Source organism: Halomonas garicola, from assembly GCF_055382465.1.
This window is the reverse complement of record NZ_AP043931.1, coordinates 2,313,927-2,332,410: the sequence shown is the minus strand read 5'-3', so window position 1 is coordinate 2,332,410 and position 18,484 is coordinate 2,313,927. Positions and strand designations below refer to the sequence as shown.

General features: G+C 66.2%; 19 protein-coding genes. 12 read left to right on the top strand and 7 right to left on the bottom strand.

The annotated features are described in order from the left end of the window. Positions 1-9: 9 nt before the first annotated feature. The 3 genes from ACZ46Y_RS11220 (at position 10) to ACZ46Y_RS11210 (ending at position 2,880) form a co-directional block, all read left to right on the top strand. Complete coding sequence (locus tag ACZ46Y_RS11220) at positions 10-1,479, top strand: protein adenylyltransferase SelO (protein WP_311954912.1); 1,470 nt, start codon at positions 10-12, stop codon at positions 1,477-1,479. A 33-nt stretch (positions 1,480-1,512) separates the two neighbouring features. Beyond that, a complete protein-coding gene (dinB, locus tag ACZ46Y_RS11215; protein ID WP_311954957.1) occupies positions 1,513-2,559 on the top strand; it encodes a DNA polymerase IV in 1,047 nt (348 codons plus the stop codon). Positions 2,560-2,628: 69 nt separating this feature from the next. Then, positions 2,629-2,880, top strand: a complete 252-nt coding sequence (locus ACZ46Y_RS11210; RefSeq protein WP_311954913.1) for a YkoF family thiamine/hydroxymethylpyrimidine-binding protein — start codon at positions 2,629-2,631, stop codon at positions 2,878-2,880. A gap of 7 nt (positions 2,881-2,887) precedes the next feature. On the opposite strand, the gene ACZ46Y_RS11205 is transcribed toward ACZ46Y_RS11210, so the two are convergent. Together ACZ46Y_RS11205 and ACZ46Y_RS11200 are read right to left on the bottom strand one after the other, a co-directional pair. After that, a complete protein-coding gene (locus tag ACZ46Y_RS11205; RefSeq protein ID WP_311954914.1) occupies positions 2,888-4,153 on the bottom strand; it encodes a cytochrome D1 domain-containing protein in 1,266 nt (421 codons plus the stop codon). Beyond that, positions 4,150-4,566 (bottom strand): c-type cytochrome, encoded by a 417-nt coding sequence (locus tag ACZ46Y_RS11200; RefSeq protein WP_311954915.1) that lies wholly within the window; start codon positions 4,564-4,566, stop codon positions 4,150-4,152. Before ACZ46Y_RS11200 ends, ACZ46Y_RS11205 begins: the two co-directional genes overlap by 4 nt. A 350-nt stretch (positions 4,567-4,916) precedes the next feature. On the opposite strand from ACZ46Y_RS11200, the gene ACZ46Y_RS11195 reads away from it, so the two are divergent. The 9 genes from ACZ46Y_RS11195 to ACZ46Y_RS11155 all read left to right on the top strand — a co-directional run bounded on the left by ACZ46Y_RS11195 (position 4,917) and on the right by ACZ46Y_RS11155 (position 12,938). After that, on the top strand, positions 4,917-6,641 hold the full coding sequence (locus tag ACZ46Y_RS11195) for a cytochrome D1 domain-containing protein (protein WP_311954916.1): 1,725 nt from the start codon (positions 4,917-4,919) through the stop codon (positions 6,639-6,641). Between the two features lie 75 nt (positions 6,642-6,716). Beyond that, the gene (locus tag ACZ46Y_RS11190; RefSeq protein WP_311954917.1) at positions 6,717-7,283 is read left to right on the top strand and encodes an Lrp/AsnC family transcriptional regulator; all 567 of its coding nucleotides are present in this window, start codon (positions 6,717-6,719) and stop codon (positions 7,281-7,283) included. Next, complete coding sequence (gene ahbB / locus ACZ46Y_RS11185; RefSeq protein WP_311954918.1) at positions 7,280-7,771, top strand: siroheme decarboxylase subunit beta; 492 nt, start codon at positions 7,280-7,282, stop codon at positions 7,769-7,771. The genes ACZ46Y_RS11190 and ahbB (ACZ46Y_RS11185) overlap by 4 nt, the downstream gene beginning before the upstream one ends. Next, a complete protein-coding gene (locus ACZ46Y_RS11180; protein ID WP_311954919.1) occupies positions 7,768-8,253 on the top strand; it encodes an Lrp/AsnC family transcriptional regulator in 486 nt (161 codons plus the stop codon). Before ahbB (ACZ46Y_RS11185) ends, ACZ46Y_RS11180 begins: the two co-directional genes overlap by 4 nt. Next, positions 8,228-8,773 (top strand): siroheme decarboxylase subunit beta, encoded by a 546-nt coding sequence (ahbB, locus tag ACZ46Y_RS11175; RefSeq protein WP_311954920.1) that lies wholly within the window; start codon positions 8,228-8,230, stop codon positions 8,771-8,773. The genes ACZ46Y_RS11180 and ahbB (ACZ46Y_RS11175) overlap by 26 nt, the downstream gene beginning before the upstream one ends. 16 nt (positions 8,774-8,789) lie before the next feature. Further along, positions 8,790-9,992, top strand: coding sequence for a heme d1 biosynthesis radical SAM protein NirJ (gene nirJ, locus ACZ46Y_RS11170; RefSeq protein ID WP_311954921.1), 1,203 nt, complete (start codon positions 8,790-8,792; stop codon positions 9,990-9,992). Positions 9,993-10,019: 27 nt separating this feature from the next. After that, positions 10,020-10,871, top strand: coding sequence for a uroporphyrinogen-III C-methyltransferase (gene cobA / locus ACZ46Y_RS11165; protein ID WP_311954922.1), 852 nt, complete (start codon positions 10,020-10,022; stop codon positions 10,869-10,871). Beyond that, a complete protein-coding gene (locus tag ACZ46Y_RS11160) occupies positions 10,868-12,448 on the top strand; it encodes a cytochrome D1 domain-containing protein (RefSeq protein WP_311954923.1) in 1,581 nt (526 codons plus the stop codon). Before cobA ends, ACZ46Y_RS11160 begins: the two co-directional genes overlap by 4 nt. Before the next feature lie 97 nt (positions 12,449-12,545). Then, the gene (locus ACZ46Y_RS11155) at positions 12,546-12,938 is read left to right on the top strand and encodes a ribonucleotide reductase subunit alpha (RefSeq protein ID WP_311954924.1); all 393 of its coding nucleotides are present in this window, start codon (positions 12,546-12,548) and stop codon (positions 12,936-12,938) included. A 23-nt stretch (positions 12,939-12,961) separates the two neighbouring features. Here the strand turns inward: ACZ46Y_RS11155 and ACZ46Y_RS11150 are convergent, their stop codons facing one another. Genes ACZ46Y_RS11150 through nosZ form a run of 5 tightly spaced genes read right to left on the bottom strand, consistent with a single transcriptional unit; the run spans position 12,962 to position 18,484 of the window. Continuing rightward, a complete protein-coding gene (locus tag ACZ46Y_RS11150) occupies positions 12,962-13,492 on the bottom strand; it encodes a nitrous oxide reductase accessory protein NosL (RefSeq protein WP_311954925.1) in 531 nt (176 codons plus the stop codon). A 39-nt stretch (positions 13,493-13,531) separates the two neighbouring features. Next, on the bottom strand, positions 13,532-14,356 hold the full coding sequence (locus ACZ46Y_RS11145; protein WP_311954926.1) for an ABC transporter permease subunit: 825 nt from the start codon (positions 14,354-14,356) through the stop codon (positions 13,532-13,534). Next, the gene (locus tag ACZ46Y_RS11140; protein WP_311954927.1) at positions 14,353-15,267 is read right to left on the bottom strand and encodes an ABC transporter ATP-binding protein; all 915 of its coding nucleotides are present in this window, start codon (positions 15,265-15,267) and stop codon (positions 14,353-14,355) included. The genes ACZ46Y_RS11145 and ACZ46Y_RS11140 overlap by 4 nt, the downstream gene beginning before the upstream one ends. Beyond that, complete coding sequence (locus ACZ46Y_RS11135) at positions 15,264-16,604, bottom strand: nitrous oxide reductase family maturation protein NosD (RefSeq protein WP_311954928.1); 1,341 nt, start codon at positions 16,602-16,604, stop codon at positions 15,264-15,266. The genes ACZ46Y_RS11140 and ACZ46Y_RS11135 overlap by 4 nt, the downstream gene beginning before the upstream one ends. 5 nt (positions 16,605-16,609) lie before the next feature. Beyond that, on the bottom strand, positions 16,610-18,484 hold the full coding sequence (gene nosZ / locus ACZ46Y_RS11130; protein WP_311954929.1) for a TAT-dependent nitrous-oxide reductase: 1,875 nt from the start codon (positions 18,482-18,484) through the stop codon (positions 16,610-16,612).

Sequence of the window (18,484 nt, the reverse complement as noted above, 5' to 3'; positions counted from 1 at the left end):
GAGAGCCTTGTGTTCACGCTTCACCACCGCTACGCCGAGCTTCCCGCCTCGCTGTGGGCCGCCTGCGAGCCGGCGCCCGCCGCCGATCCGCGCCTGATCGTCTTCAATACCGCGCTTGCCCGCGAGCTGGGCATGGACGAGCAGCCCGACGATGCCACCCTGGCGCGCTATTTCAGCGGCAGCGAGCTGCTGCCCGGGGCCAGGCCCATGGCGCTTGGCTACGCCGGCCACCAGTTCGGCAACTTTGTGCCCAAGCTCGGCGACGGCCGGGCGCTGTGGCTGGGCGAGGCGTTTGACGCCGACGGCGAGCGTCGGGACATTCAGCTCAAGGGCAGCGGGCGCACGCCGTATTCCCGGGGCGGCGACGGCCGCGCGCCGCTGGGGCCGGTGCTGCGCGAGTACCTGGTCAGCGAAGCCATGGCCGCCATGGGCATTCCCACCACTCGGGCGCTGGCGGCGGTTGCCACCGGCGAGCGGGTAATGCGCATGCCACCGGCGCCGGGGGCGGTGGTCACTCGGGTAGCGGCGAGCCATATCCGCGTGGGCACCTTTCAGTTTGCCGCCGCCCGGGGCGATATGGAGGCGCTCGGAGCGCTGGTGGAGCACGCCATCGAGCGTCATTACCCCTCGATACGGGAAGAAAGCGGCAACGCCCGCTACCTGGCGCTGTTTGACGCCGTCATGCGCCGCCAGGCGTACCTTGTCGCGCGCTGGATGGGCGTGGGCTTTATCCACGGCGTCATGAACACCGATAACGCCAGCATCGCCGGCGAAACCATCGACTACGGCCCCTGCGCCTTTATGGAGGCGTTCGACCCGAACAAGGTGTATAGCTCCATCGACCAGGGCGGGCGCTACGCCTTTTCCCGCCAGCCGGCCATTGCCCAGTGGAACCTGGCCCGGCTGGCCGAGTGCTTGCTGATGCTCATGGAGGGCGAGGAAAACGAGCGGGTGAACGAGGCCACCGCGGTGCTGCGCCGCTTCGACGAAGTCTTTGCCGAGGCGCGCAGAAAAGTGAGCGCCGACAAGCTCGGCCTTGCCGCCGACAGCGAGCGCGCCGCGCCGCTGATGGAAGCGCTGGAAGACGCCATGCAGCGGGGCAAGATGGACATGACCGCAACGTTTGACGCGCTTTATCACTTCGCCGCCGACCCCGGTGAGGCGCGCCGCGACGATCTGCTGGCGCTCGGCGAGGCGCCCGGGGAGGTGGCGGAATGGCTCGCACGGTGGCAGGGCGAGCAGGTGGCCGGCGAGGACGCCGAGCGGCTTGCCGCCATGCGCCGGGCCAACCCGATCATCATCCCGCGTAACCACCGCGTGCAGGAGGCCATCAGCGCCGCCGAAGAGGGCGACTATCAGCCGTTTTACGCGCTGCTCGCCGTGGTTATCGCGCCCTTCGACGACACGGCCGACGCCCGGCGTCTGGCCGCGCCGGCCACCGCCAGCGAGCGCGTGCTGCGCACCTTCTGCGGCACCTGAGCCGGCCCGGGTATGACACTTTCCGCGCCGCCGGTGCGCAAGATCATCCACTGCGACTGCGACTGCTTTTATGCCGCGGTGGAGATGCGCGATAACCCCGCGCTTGCCGACATCCCCATTGCCATCGGCGGCAGCGTCGAGCGCCGGGGCGTGGTCGCTACCTGCAACTACCCGGCCCGAGAATACGGGATTCATTCGGCCATGCCCACCGCCCAGGCGCTCAAGCGCTGCCCGCACCTCACCGTGATTCGCGGCGACATGCCCAAATACAAGGCGGTGGCCCAGGAGGTGTTTGCCATCTACCGCGACGTCACCGAGCGCATCGAGCCGCTGTCGTTGGATGAAGCCTACCTCGACGTGACCGGGGTGAACGCCCACCAGGGCAGCGCCACCCGCATGGCCCAGGCGATCCGCGCCCGGGTCGCCCGAGAGGTGGGCATTACCGTGTCCGCCGGCGTGGCGCCCAACAAGTTTCTGGCCAAGATTGCCAGCGACTGGCACAAGCCCGACGGGCTCTGCGTGGTCCCTCCTGACGCCATCGACGACTTTGTCCGCGCGCTGCCGGTGAACAAGATCCACGGCGTGGGGCCGCGCACCGGCGAAAAGCTCAGGGCGCTGGGCATTGAAACCTGCACGGATGTGCGCAAGCGCACGCTCCCCGAGCTTGCCGAGCACTTCGGAAGCTTTGGCAAGCGGCTTTACGAGCTGAGCTGGGGCATCGACGAGCGCCCGGTGAAAACCCGCCGCGAGCGCAAGTCGGTGAGCACCGAGCAGACCTACCCCCGGGATTTGCCCACGCTTGCCGCCTGCCACGACGAGCTGCCGACGCTGATCGACGATTTGGCGCGCCGCTACCGGCGCCTGGACCCGCCGCCCGGGGTGCGCGGGGCCATGGTCAAGATCAAGTTCAACGACTTCACCCAGACCACCGTGGAACACGCCGGCGCAGTGCTGGACGACGCCCCCTTTGCCGCGCTGCTCGACGCCGGCTGGCAGCGCGGCCGCCGCCCGGTGCGGCTATTGGGCGTGGGCTACCGATTGGCCGAGCCGGCGCCCGAGGCGCAGCTGTCGCTGTTTTGAGGCGGTGGCGCCGCCGGCGCTCCCTTCTGTGTTAGCGTGGAGCCTGCCACAGGCAACCTAGGAGGTGTTATGTATCTATCCGTGCAGCTTAGCTACTATCCGCTGAAAGACGATTACAAGCAGCCGGTTCGGGAAGTGGTCAAACGCCTGGAAGCCAGCGGGCTTGAAGTCTACTCCAACCGCATGAGCACCCAGGTATTTGGCGAGTTCGACGCGGTCATGGACGCGCTTTCCGCGCTGATGAAGTGGTCGTTCGAGACCTACGGCAAGGCCGCCTTTACCGCCAACTTCCTCGAAGGCGACCGCCGCCCGCGCGGCTGATGTCCGCCTAAAGCCCGATGCGGTGCGCCCGGTGGGTGAAAAATATCCCGCTGGGCGACTCGCTTTCCAGCCGGGCGACTTCCTCAAGGGTGCGGGTGTCGTACACCGTCACCCGGTCGCTGTCCCTGGCCGATACCCACACCTGCTCGCCCTTGGGCGAAAACTCCATGTGCAGCACCGCTTCGCCCGGCGAGAGCGTGGCGATCACCTCGCGTTTTTCGGTGTCGATCACCTGCACCACGTCGTTGTCCGGGTGGGCAAAATTGACCCACAGCTGGCGCTTGTCCGGCCGGCTCATGACAAAGATCGGCTGGCCGTGGACGGGGATGCGCTCGGCAAGCGACCAGTCGGCGGTATCCGCCACCAGCACCTCGTGGCGGCCAACGGCGGGGAAGAACGCCTGGCGCCCGGCCATGGTCCAGCCTTCCAGATGGGGCATCTTGTACACCGGCAGGCGCTCCTCGCCGCGGCCGTAGTCGGGGAGGATGCGCTTGACGCCGTCTTCCGGATGCCATAGATCCAGCAGTGCCAGGCCGTCCTCGCCGAACAGCCCGGCGATGTAGTAGCGCCCGTCCGGGCCGATCAGCGCGTCGTAGGGCTTTTTGCCGATGTCGGCAAAGCGCGTGACGTCAAACGCCTCCTCGCCGCCCTCAGCTTCCCCCGCGCCCGGCTCCCGATTCATATCCACCACGCGGATTTCGCCGGCGTCAAACAGGCTGTAGACAAAGCGATTGCCCGGCGCGTCCACCAGCCCCACCACCCGGGAGCGCTGCTCCTCGCCGCTTTCGTCCTCGTAGAGGGCGGGAAACTCGGCCACCGGCGAAAGGGTCCGGCTGTCGAACACCCGCACGCCGCCGGGCTCGTAGTTGGCTACGGCGACAAGCGAGCCGTCCTGGGAAATCGCCCCGCCGATGCTGTTGCCCGACTGGATGATGCGGTGGGTGATCTCGCCGCTCAGCAGGTCCACCCGGCTGAGCCCGCCGTCGCGGCCGAAGATAAACGCGAAGCGCCCGTCCCGGGCAAACTTCACCGAGGCGTGGGAGAGATCGCCCAGGCCGTCGATCCGCTCGAGCACCTCCCGGGCGCTGGTGTCCACCACGGCCACGCGGCCCGAAGCGCGCTCGACGATCACGCCCAGGTCCCCGGTGCCGCGCAGTTCGTCGGCGGCGACCGCCGGGGCCCCGCTTGCCAGCAGGGCGAGGGCCGAGGCGGCGACCAGCGCCCCAAGGGGGAAAGGCCGGCGGCGGATAAAGCGGTGGGGCACAAACGTCATGGCGTGTCTCCTGTGGCGGCCGGTTTTTCAGAACCTGATGTTTTCAAGGCATTGTGATGCTGGAGCTGGTCGGCCAGCCAGCGAGCTTCCTGCTCGCTTAGCAGCGACTTCCAGGCGGGCATGGCGGTGCCGGGGACGCCGTTGAGAATCAGCGCCGTCAGGCCGTCTTCGCCGTAGGCCCGCATGCGCTCGGCGTCGAGCGCCGGGCCCAGCCCGCCCCGCAGGGTCATGCCGTGGCAGGAGCCGCAGTCCTGATAGAGCAGGGTGTCGAGCTCGGCCTTGCGCGCGGCGGAAAGCCCGCCGTCGGCGGCCGCGCTTCCCGCCAGGGCCGCTGCCAGCAGGCAGGCGGCGAGCGCTGCGCCTGCGGCGTGACGCGCCTTTCGCGCGGGGTGACGAGCAGTGCCTGACGCCATGGTGTCTCCTGAATGTCGAGTGGGTTCCGGGCAGGTATCAACCCCGTGCCGCGAATGCCTCTTTACAGTCTTGCCGGCTAGCGCCGGCCTTGCCTTGATGCACGTCAAGAAAGCGCCGCTGCCGTTCACGCTTCACAAGTCCTTAGACCCCGCAACGTTTCCTCCCGGGTGGTAGCCGGGTTGTTGACGCACGTCAAAAAGCCGGCGGATAACGGCGAGAAACGCGCGAACAGGCATGAGAGAGGCATCTTTGTGCGTCACACTGAGCCCAGATAACAACAAGCATCGCAACCTGACGAAAACCGTGCAGTTTGATGACGCAGTCAGTCTCATGACACAGAGGTGGAACGATGACGATGAAAAAGGGATACCGGACGCCGCTAGCCGTGGCCATTGCCGCACTGGCGTTGGGAATGGGAACCGCAAGCGCCCAGCACAAGGACATTGACGAAGCTGAGGCGGCGTATAAAGGGGGCGAATCGGCCGTAGACGCGGAGTCGGCGAAGGTGGTGAAAACGCCCGGCGCGCCGGATTTGACCGAAGCCGAGTTCGAAAAGGCCAAGGAGATTTATTTTCAGCGCTGCGCCGGCTGCCACGGCGTGCTGCGTAAGGGGGCCACGGGCAAGCCGCTGACCACCGACATTACTCAGGAACGTGGGATCGAGTACCTCAAGACCTTCATCAACTACGGCTCGCCCGCCGGCATGCCCAACTGGGGTACGTCGGGCGATTTCACCGAGGATGAAGTCGAGCTCATGGCCAAGTACGTGATGCACGAGCCGCCGGTGCCGCCGGAGTTTGGCATGTCCGATATGCGCGACACCTGGGAAGTGGTGATCGCCCCCGAAGACCGGCCCACGGAGAAGATGAACGACTGGGATATCGAGAACCTGTTCTCGGTGACCCTGCGCGACGCCGGCCAGATCGCGCTGATCGACGGCGAGACCAAGGAAATCGCCAAGATCCTCGACACCGGCTACGCCGTGCATATTTCACGCATGTCGGCGTCCGGACGCTACATCTTCGTCATCGGCCGCGACGCCAAGGTCGACATGATCGATCTGTGGATGGAAGACCCGGACATCGTCGCCACCATCAAGATCGGCATGGAAGCGCGCTCGGTGGAGACCTCCAAGTTTGAGGGGTACGAAGACGACCTGGCCATTGCCGGGGCCTACTGGCCGCCCCAGTACGTAATCATGGACGGCCAGACCCTGGAGCCGAAGAAGATCGTCAGCACCCGGGGCATGACCGTAGGCACCCAGGAGTACCACCCGGAACCGCGCGTGGCGGCGATCGTGGGCTCGCATCAGCATCCCGAGTTCATCGTCAACGTCAAGGAAACCGGCAAGGTACGCCTGGTCAACTACGAGGACATGGACGCCATCTCCACCGTTGAGATCGACACCTCGCGCTTCCTGCATGACGGCGGCTGGGACGCCTCGGGGCGCTACTTCCTGACCGCGGCCAACGAGTCCAACCAGATCGTGGTGATCGACGCCAAGGAGCGCGAGCTTGAGTCCATCGTCGACGTCGGCAAGACCCCGCACCCGGGTCGCGGCGCCAACTTCGTCGACCCCGAGTTCGGGCCTGTTTGGGCTACCAGCCACCTGGGCGATGCCAGCATCCAGCTGATCGGCACCGACCCCGAAGGGCATCCGGACAACGCCTGGAAAGTGGTGCGCAGCATCGACGGTCAGGGCGGCGGCTCGCTGTTCGTCAAGACCCACCCCGAGTCCGACAACCTCTACGTGGATACCGCGCTGAACCCCGGTGAGGACATCAGCCAGAGCGTTGCCGTCTTTGATATCAACAACCTGGAGGACGGCTTCGAGGTGCTGCCCATCGCCGAATGGGCCGACGTGGGCGAAGGCCCCAAGCGCGTGGTGCAGCCGGAGTACAACCAGGCCGGCGACGAAGTGTGGTTCTCGGTGTGGAACACCATGGACCAGCAGTCCGCGCTGGTGGTGGTTGACGACACCACTCGCGAGCTGAAGAAGGTCATCAAGGACGAGCGGATCGTCACGCCGACCGGCAAGTTCAACGTGATCAACACCCAGAAAGACATCTACTAAGCCGTAAAACCGGCCGGCGGGCGCCCTGCTCGCCGGCCCCGGCACACAACGGATGAAGAGAGTAGGGGAGAGCCTATGCCGAATCAAATGCACGATCAGACGCGCCGTTCTGGTCCGGGCAAGCTTGATCCGGGCGAGCTTGACGCCCTCGATCGCCGCCTGCTGGATACCTGCCAGCGCGACCTTCCCGTTGAAGCCAGGCCTTACCGTGCGCTGGCCGAGCGCCTTGAGACCACGGAAGGAGACATTCTAAACCGCCTTGAGCGGCTGCACGCCCTGGGCGTGATCAGCCGGGCAGGGCCGGTATTCGACCACGCCCGGGCCGGCGCCAGCCTGCTCGCGGCGGTGGCCGCCGATGATGTTGAGCGCGACGCCGTGGCCGCCGAGATCAACCGCGCCCCCGGCATCAACCACAACTACCTGCGCGACGCCGCCCGGGGATTCAACCTCTGGTTTGTGATGACCGCCCCCGACGAAGCCGAGCTTGAAGCCCGCCTCGCAGCGCTCGAGCAGCGCCTCGGGCGTGCGGTGCTGCGCCTGCCCATGCTCGAAAGCTTTCATATCGACCTGGCCTTTCCGCTGCCCTGGGACGAATTGGAAAGCCCTGAGCTTGACCGTCACGCCGTCACGGAGGGTGTATGACCCGGACTGACGCCGAGCAGCGCCTGCGCGGCCTGCTGGAAAAAGGCCTGCCGCTGGTACCGCGCCCCTGGGAGGAACTGGCCCGCCAGGCCGGCATGAGAGAAGACGAGGCCATGGCCTGCGCCCGGCGCTGGCAGGACGACGGCCTGATCAAACGGATGGGGCTGGTGGTGCGCCACCGCCGGCTGGGCATGGCGGCCAACGCCATGGTGGTGTGGGACATTGCCGACGAGCGCGTGGGCAAGGTGGGAAGAGCGCTTGCCGCCGAGCCCGCGGTGACGCTTTGCTACCGCCGCCCGCGCCGCCTGCCGGACTGGCCCTACAACCTTTTCTGCATGATTCACGGCGTGCGCCGGGAGCGCGTGCTGGCCGAGCTTGACGCCATCATCGCCCGCCAGGCGCTGGCTGATACCGCCCATCAGGTGCTGTTCAGCCACCACGCCTACCGCCAGCGTGGCGCCCGCTACACCCGGGAGGAACACTCATGAGTGCCGCCAGAACCGCCGCCAATCAGGCACCAATGGCGCTTGACGCCACCGACCGCACGATCATCAATCGGCTGCAGGACGGCTTGCCGCTGGCTGAGCGGCCCTTTGCCCGGGTCGCCGAGGAGCTTTCCCTGAGCGAAGGCCGGCTTTTGTACCGGCTGGAGCAGCTGCGCGACAGCGGCGTGCTCAGCCGCTTTGGGCCCATGTATCACGCCGAGCGCCTGGGCGGCGGGCTGACCCTTGCCGCGCTCCGGGTGCCCGAGGACGACTACGAGCGCGTGACCGGCATTGTTAACGCCTTCCCCGAGGTAGCCCACAACTACCGCCGGGAGCACGCCCTCAACATGTGGTTTGTGCTGGCTACCGAGACGCCCGAGCGCATTGCCGAGGCTATCGACGAGATCGAAGCCGCCACGGGCCTTGCCGTCTACAACATGCCCAAGGAGGAGGAGTTTCATGTACGACTCCATCTGCCGGTCTAAGCCGGACAGCCCAACGGCCGTGCCGGCCTTTGCCCCGGACGCCATCGACCGCGCGATAGTGCTTGCCACCCAGGCGGGGCTGCCGCTTTACCCCGACCCCTGGCGCGCCGTGGGCGAGCAGGTGGGCGTTAGCGGCGGGGAAGTGCTTTCGCGCATGCAGGCCATGCAAAAGGCCGGGGTGATCCGCCGGGTGGCGGCGGTGCCCAACCACTACCGGCTGGGGTATGTGGCCAACGGCATGAGCGTGTGGGACGTGGACGATGCTGACATCGACCGCCTGGGCCGGGAAATCGCCGGCGTAGACGGCGTCAGCCACTGCTATCGCCGGCCGCGGCACCTGCCGCACTGGCCGTACAACCTCTTTGCCATGCTCCACGGCAGGACCCGTGACGAGGTGGAGCATCAGGCTGAAGCGTTGCGTCTTCGCCTTGGCAGTGCCTGCCGCGACTACCGCATTCTCTACAGCTCGCGGATCTTGAAAAAGACCGGCCTGCGCCTGGCGGGCGCGGGCAAATCATAACGGTGGGAGAGACGCCATGTTTCGTGTAACGCGCTATATGCAGTCGCTGATGACGCCGGGCCCGGTGCCACCGGCGCGCAAGCCCAAAGGGCCGGTGGTGATCTGGAACCTGATCCGCCGCTGCAATCTGACCTGCAAGCACTGCTACACCACCTCGGCGGATATCGACTTTGCCGGGGAGCTCGATACCGCGGAGGCGCACAGGGTGCTCGACGACCTCAAGGGGTTTCACGTGCCGGCGCTGATTCTCTCCGGCGGTGAGCCCCTGATGCGCCCGGATATTTTCGAGCTTTCTCGCCGCGCCCGGGAGCTTGGCATCTACACCGGGCTTTCCACCAACGGCACGCTGATCACCGAAGACAACATCGACGAGGTCGCCGAGGTGGGCTACGACTACGTGGGCATCAGCATCGACGGCCTGGAAGACACCCACGACGTCATTCGCCAGCGAAAGGGCGCGTTTCGCGAGTCCATGCACGCGGTCAAGCTGTGCAAGGAGCGCGGTATCAAGGTGGGTCTGCGCTTTACCCTGACCCGGGAAAACGCCGACCAGCTGGGCGACATCCTCGAGCTGATCGACTACCACGACGTCGACAAGTTCTATCTTTCTCACCTCAACTACGGCGGGCGCGGCCGTCGCCACAGCAAAAACGACGCCTGGCACGAGATGACCCGGGTGGCGATGACCCAGCTGTTCGACCACTGCCGCGACGAGCTTGAGCGCGGCATCACCCGGGAGTACGTCACCGGCAACAACGACGCCGACGGCCCCTTCATGCTCATGTGGGCGCAAGAACACTTCCCCGACCAGGTGCCGGCGCTGACCGAGCGGCTGACCCACTGGGGCGGCAACGCCTCGGGGGAATATATCGCCAACATCGACAACCTTGGCAACGTCCATCCGGACACCTTCTGGTGGGACCATGACCTTGGCAACGTGCGCGACCGCTCGTTTTCCGAGATCTGGCGCGATACGCAGGACCCGCTGATGCTCGGCTTTCGCCAGCGGCTGCGCCCGGTCAAGGGCCGCTGCGGGGAATGCCAGTATCTGCCGATCTGCAACGGCAATACCCGGGTGCGGGCGTGGAAGGTGACCGGGGACCCCTGGGAAGAGGATCCCGGCTGCTATCTTACCAACGCCGAAATCGGTCTGCCTGATGCGCCGGACCGGCAGCTCTACGCGCCGTTTGCCCCGATCCAGGCCGTGGAAATCTTTTAGCGCCGCGGGCGTTCAAGGAGTGATGACATGTCGTTACATCGCGTTGTATATGACGTGGCCGGGGCGACGCTTGCCCCCGGCGAGGTGGCCATTGTCGGCGCCGGCCCCGGCGATCCCGGACTTTTGACCCTGCGGGCGCTGGCGCTGATCGAGCAGGCCGACTGCCTGGTGTTCGACCGCCTGGTGTCGGCCGAAGTGCTGGCGCTGGCCGGCGCGGACGTGCAGCGCTTTTACGTGGGCAAGGCGTCGCGCTGCCACGCCCTGACCCAGGACGAAACCAACGCCCTGCTGGTGCGTCTGGCTCGGGAAAACCGACGCGTGGTGCGGCTCAAGGGCGGTGACCCTTACATCTTTGGCCGCGGCGGCGAGGAAGCCGAAGCGCTGGTGGAGCACGGCATCGGCTTTCACGCCGTGCCGGGGATTACCTCGGCCCAGGGCTGCGCGGCCTACGCCGGCTTCCCGCTGACCCACCGCGACTACGCCCAGAGCGTGACCTTCGTTACCGGCCACTGCAAAAGCGACGGCGAGCTGGCGCTGGACTGGCAGGCACTGGCGACCCCGCACCACACCTCGGTGTTTTACATGGGGCTTTCCAACGCTGCGCTGATCAGCCGGGAGCTTATGCATGCCGGCCTGCCGGCAAGCCACCCGGTGGCGCTTATCGAGCGCGGCACCACTCCCGAGCAGCGCCGAGTCATCACCTGCCTTGGCGAGATGACGCGGGTCATCGAGCGTGAAGGCCTGACCCCGCCCACGCTGATGGTGGTGGGTGAGGTGGTGGCGCTTGCCGATACGCTGATGCCGGCCCAGGTCGAGGCGCCGGTGCCCGCCACGGTCCCCGCGCTGGCTTCTGTCTACCGGGAGAAAGTCGCCCTATGACCCTGTTACGCGCTGCCTTTTCTCCGCTGCGCCTTGCCCTGGCGCCGCTGATGCTGGCCGCCGCGGCGCCGGCGTTCGCCGCAGACGACGATGACACCGCCGCGCTTTATCAGACCCACTGCGCCAGCTGCCACGGCGAGGCCCGCCTGGGGGGTATCGGGCCGGCGCTGTTGCCGGGCAACCTGTCCCGGCTCAAGCCCGACGCCGCCGCTGAGGTGATCGCCAACAGCCGCGCGGCAAGCCAGATGCCCGCCTTTGGCGAGACGCTTGCTGTGTCGCAAATCGAGGCGCTTGCCGAGTGGCTCTACCGCCCGCCGGAGACCGAGCCGCGCTGGGGCGAGCCGGAGATCGCGGCAAGTCATGCGGTCTTGCACCCCGACGGCAGCCTGCCCGACACGCCGATTTTTGATGCCGACCCGCTGAATCTCTTTATCGTAGTGGAAACCGGCGACCATCACGCCAGCGTCCTCGACGGCGATACCTTTGAACGCATCCACCGCTTTGAAACCCGCTACGCGCTCCACGGCGGGCCCAAGTACACCCCGGACGGGCGCTACGTGTTCTTCGGCTCCCGGGACGGCTGGATCACCAAATACGACCTCTACAACCTGGAAACCGTGGCCGAGGTGCGCGCCGGCATCAACATGCGCAACATTGCGGTGTCCGCCGACGGCCGCTACGTCATGGCCGCCAACTACCTGCCCCACCGCCTGGTACTGTTCGACGCCCACAACCTCGACCTGATGAAGGTCTACCCGGTGGAAAACGCCGCGGGGGAAAGCTCCCGGGTCAGCGCGGTGTACGCCGCACCGCCCCGGGGCAGCTTTATCGCCGCGCTCAAGGACATCAAGGAGGTCTGGGAAATTCCCTGGCCGCTGCCTACGGAGTCGGTGGTGTCCACCGGGCATATGAAAACGCCGCTGGCGCCGAGCCGGGACCCGTCCCTGGAAAGCTTCAAGGTGCGCCGCATCGAGGTGCCGGACTACCTTGACGACTTCTTTTTTGACCCGGGCTACGCGCACGTCATCGGCGCCTCCCGGGGCGGGCAGGGCGGCATGGTGGTTAACCTCGACCGCGGCGAGAAAGTGGCCGACCTGCCCCTGGAGGGCATGCCCCACCTGGGCTCGGGGATTACCTGGGAGCACGACGGCCGGCGGGTGATGGCGCTTCCGCACCTGGGCCGGGCCGAGGTGTCGATCATCGACATGGAAAGCTGGGCGCTGATCAAGACACTGGAAACTGACGGCCCGGGCTTTTTCATGCGCAGCCACGAAAACTCGCCCTACGCCTGGGTGGACGTCTTCTTTGGCCCTAACCGCGATCGGGTCCACGTGATCGATAAGCAGAGCCTTAAGATCGTCAAAACGCTGACGCCGGAGCCTGGCAAGACCGCCGCCCACGTGGAGTTTGACCGCTATGGAGAAAAGCTTTTGCTGAGCCTTTGGGAAGACGACGGCGCGGTGATCGTCTACGACGGCGACAGCCTGGAAGAGCTCGAGCGCATTCCCATGAGCAAGCCCTCGGGCAAATACAACGTGTGGAACAAGACGCGCTATGAAGAGGGAACCAGCCATTAATCCGGGCTGGCATTAAAGGCACGGCCGACGGTAGGCTTGCCCGGCTTCGGGCGTTTATACTGGTCGGCCCGATCGATATCTACAAGAGGATCCCGCTATGGCCATTTCCAGCTTCAACGATCTTCTCGGTGAGGCGCGCAGCCAGCATCGCCCCCAGCGGCTTTTACTGGTCTTTGCCAGGGCGGAGCTGCCGGACTTCCCCGACGACGAGCAGCGCCGACAGTTCGAGCAAAGCGAAGGCGGCGTGCTGGCCCCCACGGTCTGTGTGGATAAAACCCCGGACGAGCTCGAGGACATGAACACGCTGGTCAAGGAAGCCGAGAAGACCGGCGCCGAGTGGGACCTGTTCTTCGTTGCCGCCATGGACGATCCGAAGGACGACGACGAAATTCAAAAGCAGCTGACCAAAATGACCGAGTCGCTGCAGACGGGCAACGTCGGCTCCTATATCGCCTTCGACAAGAATGGAGAAGCGCTGAGCCTCAACTAAGCACTCCCGCCGCGTCTTGCCTTTTATCGGTGCTGGGCGAGCCGCTCAAGGGTGATGTCGTCAAAGGCCACCACCTTGCCGCCGCGGTCCTTTACAAAGGCCTCGGCGGCGTTTTTGTCGGCGAAGGGCGCAAGGGTATGGCCCATGCTGCCGCGGCGGTCGTGGCCGATGACGTAGACGGCCTCGTCGGCGCGGATGAAGGCGTCATCCTCGGGGGTTTCCCAGTCGGTCCGGCCTACGTCGTGGACGTAGGCGTGGGAGAGCTGCGACTCGTTTTCCGGCTGGCGCAGAAAGGTGAAGAGCTCAGCGGTGGAGCAGAACTTGAGCGGGGCCTCGTCGCGGCCCATGAAGGCTTCGCCCTTGGGGCCGGGGTGCTCGCGGATGGTCATGCCGCAGACGTGGCAGCTGTCCCCGGAGGCGATGGGCTCGGCGTCAGCCAGCGCCTTGGGCGTGGGCTCCTCGCAGCCGGCAAGCAGCAGCATCGCGGCCAGAAGCCAGGCAAGGGCGGAATACGCCAGCAGGCGTTTGACGAAGGTGTTGGCGGCATAGCTCATGGGGCGTTCTCCCGGAAAAGTTGAAGGCAGCCGGGCGGATCAGGCCGCGCGGCGCTGAAAGCGCCACAGCGCCAGCCCCAGCGGCAGCGCCGCCCAGCCCAGCAGTAGCGCCACCAGGGTGGCGGGATGAAACGCTCCCGGGGCGGCAATGGCGGTGACGCCGGCGTGCTCCCGGGCGGCGGCAAAGCCTGCCAGGTTTAAAAGCCGGAAGCATTCGGTGGGGTTCAACAGCAGCAGCCAGGCCAGCCAGTCGCCGCCCTGCTCAAGGCTTACCAGCAGCGCCAGCAGCGCCAGATCAAACACCAGCACGAAGAAAAACCATACCCCCAGCGCCAGCCCGGCGGCGCGCTGCTTTTCCACCGCGCCGACGCTGATCAGGTAGGCAAAGGCGATGAAGATCCAGCCCAGCAGCACGGTGCTGGCAATCAACAGCCCCATGCCCCGGGCAAGCTCCCCAAGCGCGACGCCGTCAGCGCCCAGCGCAATGGTCACCCCGGCGATGCCGAAGCCAAGCGTCGTCGCCGCGCCGAGAATCAGCCCGTGGCCGCAGAACTTGCCCAGCAGAAGCGCCGAGCGGCTGATGGGGTAGGTGAGCAGCAGCAGCAGGGTGCCGGATTCGCGCTCGCCGACCACGGCGTCGTAGGCCAGCAGCAGGGCGATCAGCGGAATCAAAAACACCGCAAGCGTTGTCAGGCTGACCAGGGTGCTGGCAAGGGAGGTAAAGCCCAGGCCGCCGCTGGCCGCCGCGCCCGCCCAGGCAATGCCCACGGCGAGCACCGCCAGCACCAGGGTAATGGAGAGCACCCAGCGGTTGCGCAGGCCGTCGCGGAACTCCTTGCCGGCGATAATCATGATGGCGTTCATTGGTTGGCCCCCCGGGAAAAGTGCTGGTACAGGTGCTCAAGGGTCGGCGGCTCCACGGCGATGTCGGCGACGCCTGCCATGCCGGTGAGCCGGCGCAGGGTGTCGAGCTTGGCCGTCTCGGGGGCGGCGAGGTCGGCACCGGCCTCGTCCTGGGCCAGCAGCGCATGGTCCGGCCGGCTGATCAGCGCCTGCCAGTCGTTCCCGCCAAGGCGGCCGCGCACCCGGATGACCAGCGGCAGCGCCGCCTCCCGGCGCAGCGCCTCCATGTTGCCCAGCGCCAGGCGCCTGCCGTCGCCGAGGATCAGCGCGCGGTCGATGTAGGGCTCTACCCCCGGCAGGATATGCGACGACAGCACCACGGTGCCGCCGCGGCCGCGCAGCTCGTCAAGGGTGGTGTAGAAATCCCGGGTGGCCGCCGGGTCAAGGCCGGTGGTGGGCTCGTCGAGCAGCAGCAGTTGGGGCTCGCCCAGCAGCGCCTGGGCCAGCCCCAGGCGCTGGCGCATGCCCTTGGAGTAGGTTTTTACCCGACGGTGGGCGGCGTGGCCCAGGCCGACTTTTTCCAGCAGCGGCGTGATCTGGCCGCGGTCGGCGCGCTTGAGCCGGGCAAAGTAGGTCAGCACCTCGAAACCGCTCAGCGCCTCGTAGAAGCTGACGTTCTCCGGCAGGTAGCCAAGGCGCTTGCGCAGCACGGCGGCGTGGCGGCTGTCCGGCGCGCCGGACAGCACGCTAACCCGCCCGGACGCCGGCGACAGCAGCCCGAGTATCAGGTGCATGGTGGTGGTCTTGCCCGCGCCGTTGTGGCCTAAAAGCGCAAGCACTTCGCCCTGGCTGGCGCTGAAGCTCAGGGAGTCCAGCCGGGTAAGCCGGCCGTGGCGGTGGGTTACCTCGTGAAAGTCGATCACCTGGGTCATGGCGTGGCGTCTCCAGCGTCACTGGTAAGAGGAGCGGGCTCGGCCATGAGCGGCGCGCTGTCGCGCACGCCCTGGGGGCGAAACACCGGAAACTGGCGCTGCACCCAGCGCAGGGCGAGCACCGCCGGGCTGTCCATCAGCAGCTTGGCGGCGGGGTAGCGCCACAGCAGGCGGTCCATGGCATCGTTGGGCTCGAAGGCGGTGTCGCCCACGCCGTCGTCGTCCAGGTCCCAGCCCAGGTAGTTGCTCCAGTAGTTGCCCTCCCACTCCTGAGCCCGGGTGGCCACGTACTTGACCTGCTGGCGGTTGTCGATGAAGGCATTGCCGGTGACGTCGTTATCCTCGGAGCCCGCCGTCAGGTGGATGCCGATGTCGCTGTCCGCCAGGCGATTGCCCTCCAGGCGATTGTACTGGGCGTTGTAGACGAACAGCGCCTTGCCGTCGTTGCCGCTGATGGCGGTGGCGCCGTCCGGCTCCTGCTGGCGAATCCCGCGGATGCGGTTGCCGCGCAGCGTCGACTGAGTAATGTTGTTCAACAGGATGCCGTAGCGCCGGTCGTTGTGCGAGCGGTTATTCAGCACGGTCAGACGCTTGGACTGCATCAGCGCGTAGCCGGTGCGGGTGTCGGTGGTGCTGTTGTTTTCCAGGCGGTTGTCGTGGGCGTACATGTAGTGCACGCCGTAGCGCAGATCCTCCATGTGGTTGCCCCGCAGCAGGCTGTGGCTGCTGGTATCGATATAGATGCCGTCCCGGGTGCGGCGGATGTCGTTGCCCTCGACGCGGACGTTTTCCACGTTGAACAGATGCACGCCGTTGCCGCGGTCCTGGGAGCGTCGCTCGGCGTCGCCGCGGATGACGTTGTTTTCGATCACCGCGTCGTGCACGCCGTCAAGCCAGATACCAAAGCCCGGCCCGTCAAGTCGGGCGTTTTTGACCACGCTGCCGGTGGCCTTGCGGGCGATGAAAATGCCCGCGTCCATGGCGGTGAGGTCGGCGCCCCAGTTTTCCACGTCAACGCCGTCGATGACGGTGTCGGCGGCGTCGATGACCACGGCGTGGCCGGCTCCGCCGCCGTCGATCACCGCGCCGTCTTCGCCGCGTAGCTCAAGCGTGCGGTCAATCACCAAGGGCCCTGTATAGCGGCCCTTGGCCAATAGAATACGGTCGCCGCCGGCGGCGTTTGCCACCAGCGGCTGCAAAGGTTGCCCGGGCGCTGCCGTCCAGTCGGCGGCACGCGGGGCGCCGCCCGGCCAGAAACTTGTCCAAAGCCCTAGCCAGGCGGCAATCAGCCCGATACCGACGCCGCGGATATTCACCACGAAAGTGCGTCGTATCATCGGCGTTAGGCCTTTTCAACCAGCATGCGGCCGGTCATTTCCATGTGCATGGCGTGGCAGAACCAGTTGCAGTAGTACCAGTGTACGCCGGGCTGGTCGGCGATAAAGGTGACGCTCGACGTCTGCTGGGGGGAAATTTCCATCTGCACCCCGTGGTTGACCACGCAGAAGCCGTGGGTCAGGTCTTCGACCTGGTCAAGGTTGGTGACGACCACCGTGACTTCGTCACCCTGCTTGACCTTGAACTCGGTGGTGCCGAACTGCGGCGCGACCGAGGTCATGTAGACGCGTACCTTGTTGCCGTCGCGCACGACCTTGTTGTCGCCTTCCAGGTTGATGCCGTCATCCTCGGCCATTTTCCGGGTGGTGGCAAAGAACGGATCGTCGCGGGACCAGGTACGGCTGGGGGTGAGCTGATCGGCGCGCAGCAGGATACAGTCGTGGGGCTCGGCGTAGGTCGGGCCGTCGTGGACGAGCTTCATTTCCTCGCCGGAAATATCGATCAGCTGGTCGTTTTCCGGGTGCAGCGGGCCGACCGGCAGGAAGCGGTCCTTGGAGAACTTGGACAGCACCACCAGCCACTTGCCGTCGGCGTCCTTGGTTTCGGTGAGGCTGGCGTGGTTGTGGCCGGGCTGGTAGTGAACGTCGAGCTTCTGGCGCAGGTAGTTGACTTCGTCGCCCTGGTAGGCGCTGATAGCGTCTTCGATGTTCCACTTGGCGATCTGGCTGTCGATGAACAGCGTGGTGTAGGCGTTGCCGCGGCCGTCAAAGGTGGTGTGCAGCGGTCCAAGACCCAGCTCCGGCTCGCCGACCACGGTGTCCCGGGGCTCGATGGCGTCGTCAAAAAGCTCAGGGAGCTTGTCGATGGCGATGATCGAACAGGTGGGCGAGAGCTTGCCGTTGGCAATGAAGTACTTGCCGTCCGGCGAGGTGTTGAGGCCGTGGGGGTTCTTGGGCACCGGGATGTAGCGGGTGAATTTGGTGCCGTGGCGGCCGTTGAGCACCGGCACGTCGGAGTCGCCGAGGGTTTCGTAGTCGCCCGCTTCCACGGCGGCTTCGATGGCCTCGACGTCGAATACCACTACCCAGTCGCGCTCGGCGCGCATGGTGTCGGCAAGGGTCATGCCCATTTCCGAGTTGTAGCAGGTCGAGGCGACAAAGCGGCCGGTGTAGTCGGCGTCGGTGTTGTCGAGGTTGCCGTCGACGATCACCTGCCAGGCGACTTCCATGGACTCGGCGTCGAGGCCGTTGAACATGGTGGCGTAATTGTCGGGGTTTTCCAGGTCGCGGCCGTCGTTGAGCTGCGGAATCGGCAGTTCGGCGTTGGCGAAGACGTACTTGGTGTGCGGCACTTTCTGCAGGCGCAGGCCGTGAATCGCCTGGACGTTGGGAATGGTGGTGATCTTGTCCGTCTTCATGATGTCCAGACGGATCCGGGCCACGCGGGTGTTGGCCTTGTCGTTGATAAACAGATACTTGCCGTCATAGCTGCCGTCGGTCATGGAGATGTGCGGGTGGTGGGCGTCGCCGTTGAGAAAGCGGGCGGACGCGCCCAGCACTTCCCGGGACTCGTTGGTGATGCCCCAGCCGGTGGCGCTGTCGACGTTGAACACCGGGATGCGCATCAGCTCGCGCATGGAGGGTACGCCGAGCACGCGCACCTCGGCGGACTGACCGCCGCTCCAGAAGCCGTAGTATTCGTCAAGCTCGCCGGGGGCAACCTCGATGCCGCTTTCCGCGGCCTTGGCCTGGCGGCTGGTCATCAGCGCGCCGGTGCCGAAGCCGCTGGCAAGGCCCGCGCCGGCGACGCCGGTGACCGCGCTGTTGCGCAGAAAGTGGCGGCGGCCCAGATTTTTCACGTCGTTTCTCTTCTCGCTCAT

Excerpts from the sequence above, each read along its gene's own strand:
- ACZ46Y_RS11210 (WP_311954913.1), top strand. The coding sequence starts at position 2,629 with ATGTATCTATCCGTGCAGCTTAGCTACTATCCGCTGAAAGACGATTAC.
- ACZ46Y_RS11205 (WP_311954914.1), bottom strand. The coding sequence starts at position 4,153 with ATGACGTTTGTGCCCCACCGCTTTATCCGCCGCCGGCCTTTCCCCCTT.
- ACZ46Y_RS11200 (WP_311954915.1), bottom strand. The coding sequence starts at position 4,566 with ATGGCGTCAGGCACTGCTCGTCACCCCGCGCGAAAGGCGCGTCACGCC.
- ACZ46Y_RS11195 (WP_311954916.1), top strand. The coding sequence starts at position 4,917 with ATGACGATGAAAAAGGGATACCGGACGCCGCTAGCCGTGGCCATTGCC.
- ACZ46Y_RS11190 (WP_311954917.1), top strand. The coding sequence starts at position 6,717 with ATGCCGAATCAAATGCACGATCAGACGCGCCGTTCTGGTCCGGGCAAG.
- ahbB (WP_311954918.1), top strand. The coding sequence starts at position 7,280 with ATGACCCGGACTGACGCCGAGCAGCGCCTGCGCGGCCTGCTGGAAAAA.
- ACZ46Y_RS11180 (WP_311954919.1), top strand. The coding sequence starts at position 7,768 with ATGAGTGCCGCCAGAACCGCCGCCAATCAGGCACCAATGGCGCTTGAC.
- ahbB (WP_311954920.1), top strand. The coding sequence starts at position 8,228 with ATGTACGACTCCATCTGCCGGTCTAAGCCGGACAGCCCAACGGCCGTG.
- nirJ (WP_311954921.1), top strand. The coding sequence starts at position 8,790 with ATGTTTCGTGTAACGCGCTATATGCAGTCGCTGATGACGCCGGGCCCG.
- cobA (WP_311954922.1), top strand. The coding sequence starts at position 10,020 with ATGTCGTTACATCGCGTTGTATATGACGTGGCCGGGGCGACGCTTGCC.
- ACZ46Y_RS11160 (WP_311954923.1), top strand. The coding sequence starts at position 10,868 with ATGACCCTGTTACGCGCTGCCTTTTCTCCGCTGCGCCTTGCCCTGGCG.
- ACZ46Y_RS11155 (WP_311954924.1), top strand. The coding sequence starts at position 12,546 with ATGGCCATTTCCAGCTTCAACGATCTTCTCGGTGAGGCGCGCAGCCAG.
- ACZ46Y_RS11150 (WP_311954925.1), bottom strand. The coding sequence starts at position 13,492 with ATGAGCTATGCCGCCAACACCTTCGTCAAACGCCTGCTGGCGTATTCC.
- ACZ46Y_RS11145 (WP_311954926.1), bottom strand. The coding sequence starts at position 14,356 with ATGAACGCCATCATGATTATCGCCGGCAAGGAGTTCCGCGACGGCCTG.
- ACZ46Y_RS11140 (WP_311954927.1), bottom strand. The coding sequence starts at position 15,267 with ATGACCCAGGTGATCGACTTTCACGAGGTAACCCACCGCCACGGCCGG.
- ACZ46Y_RS11135 (WP_311954928.1), bottom strand. The coding sequence starts at position 16,604 with ATGATACGACGCACTTTCGTGGTGAATATCCGCGGCGTCGGTATCGGG.
- nosZ (WP_311954929.1), bottom strand. The coding sequence starts at position 18,484 with ATGAGCGAGAAGAGAAACGACGTGAAAAATCTGGGCCGCCGCCACTTT.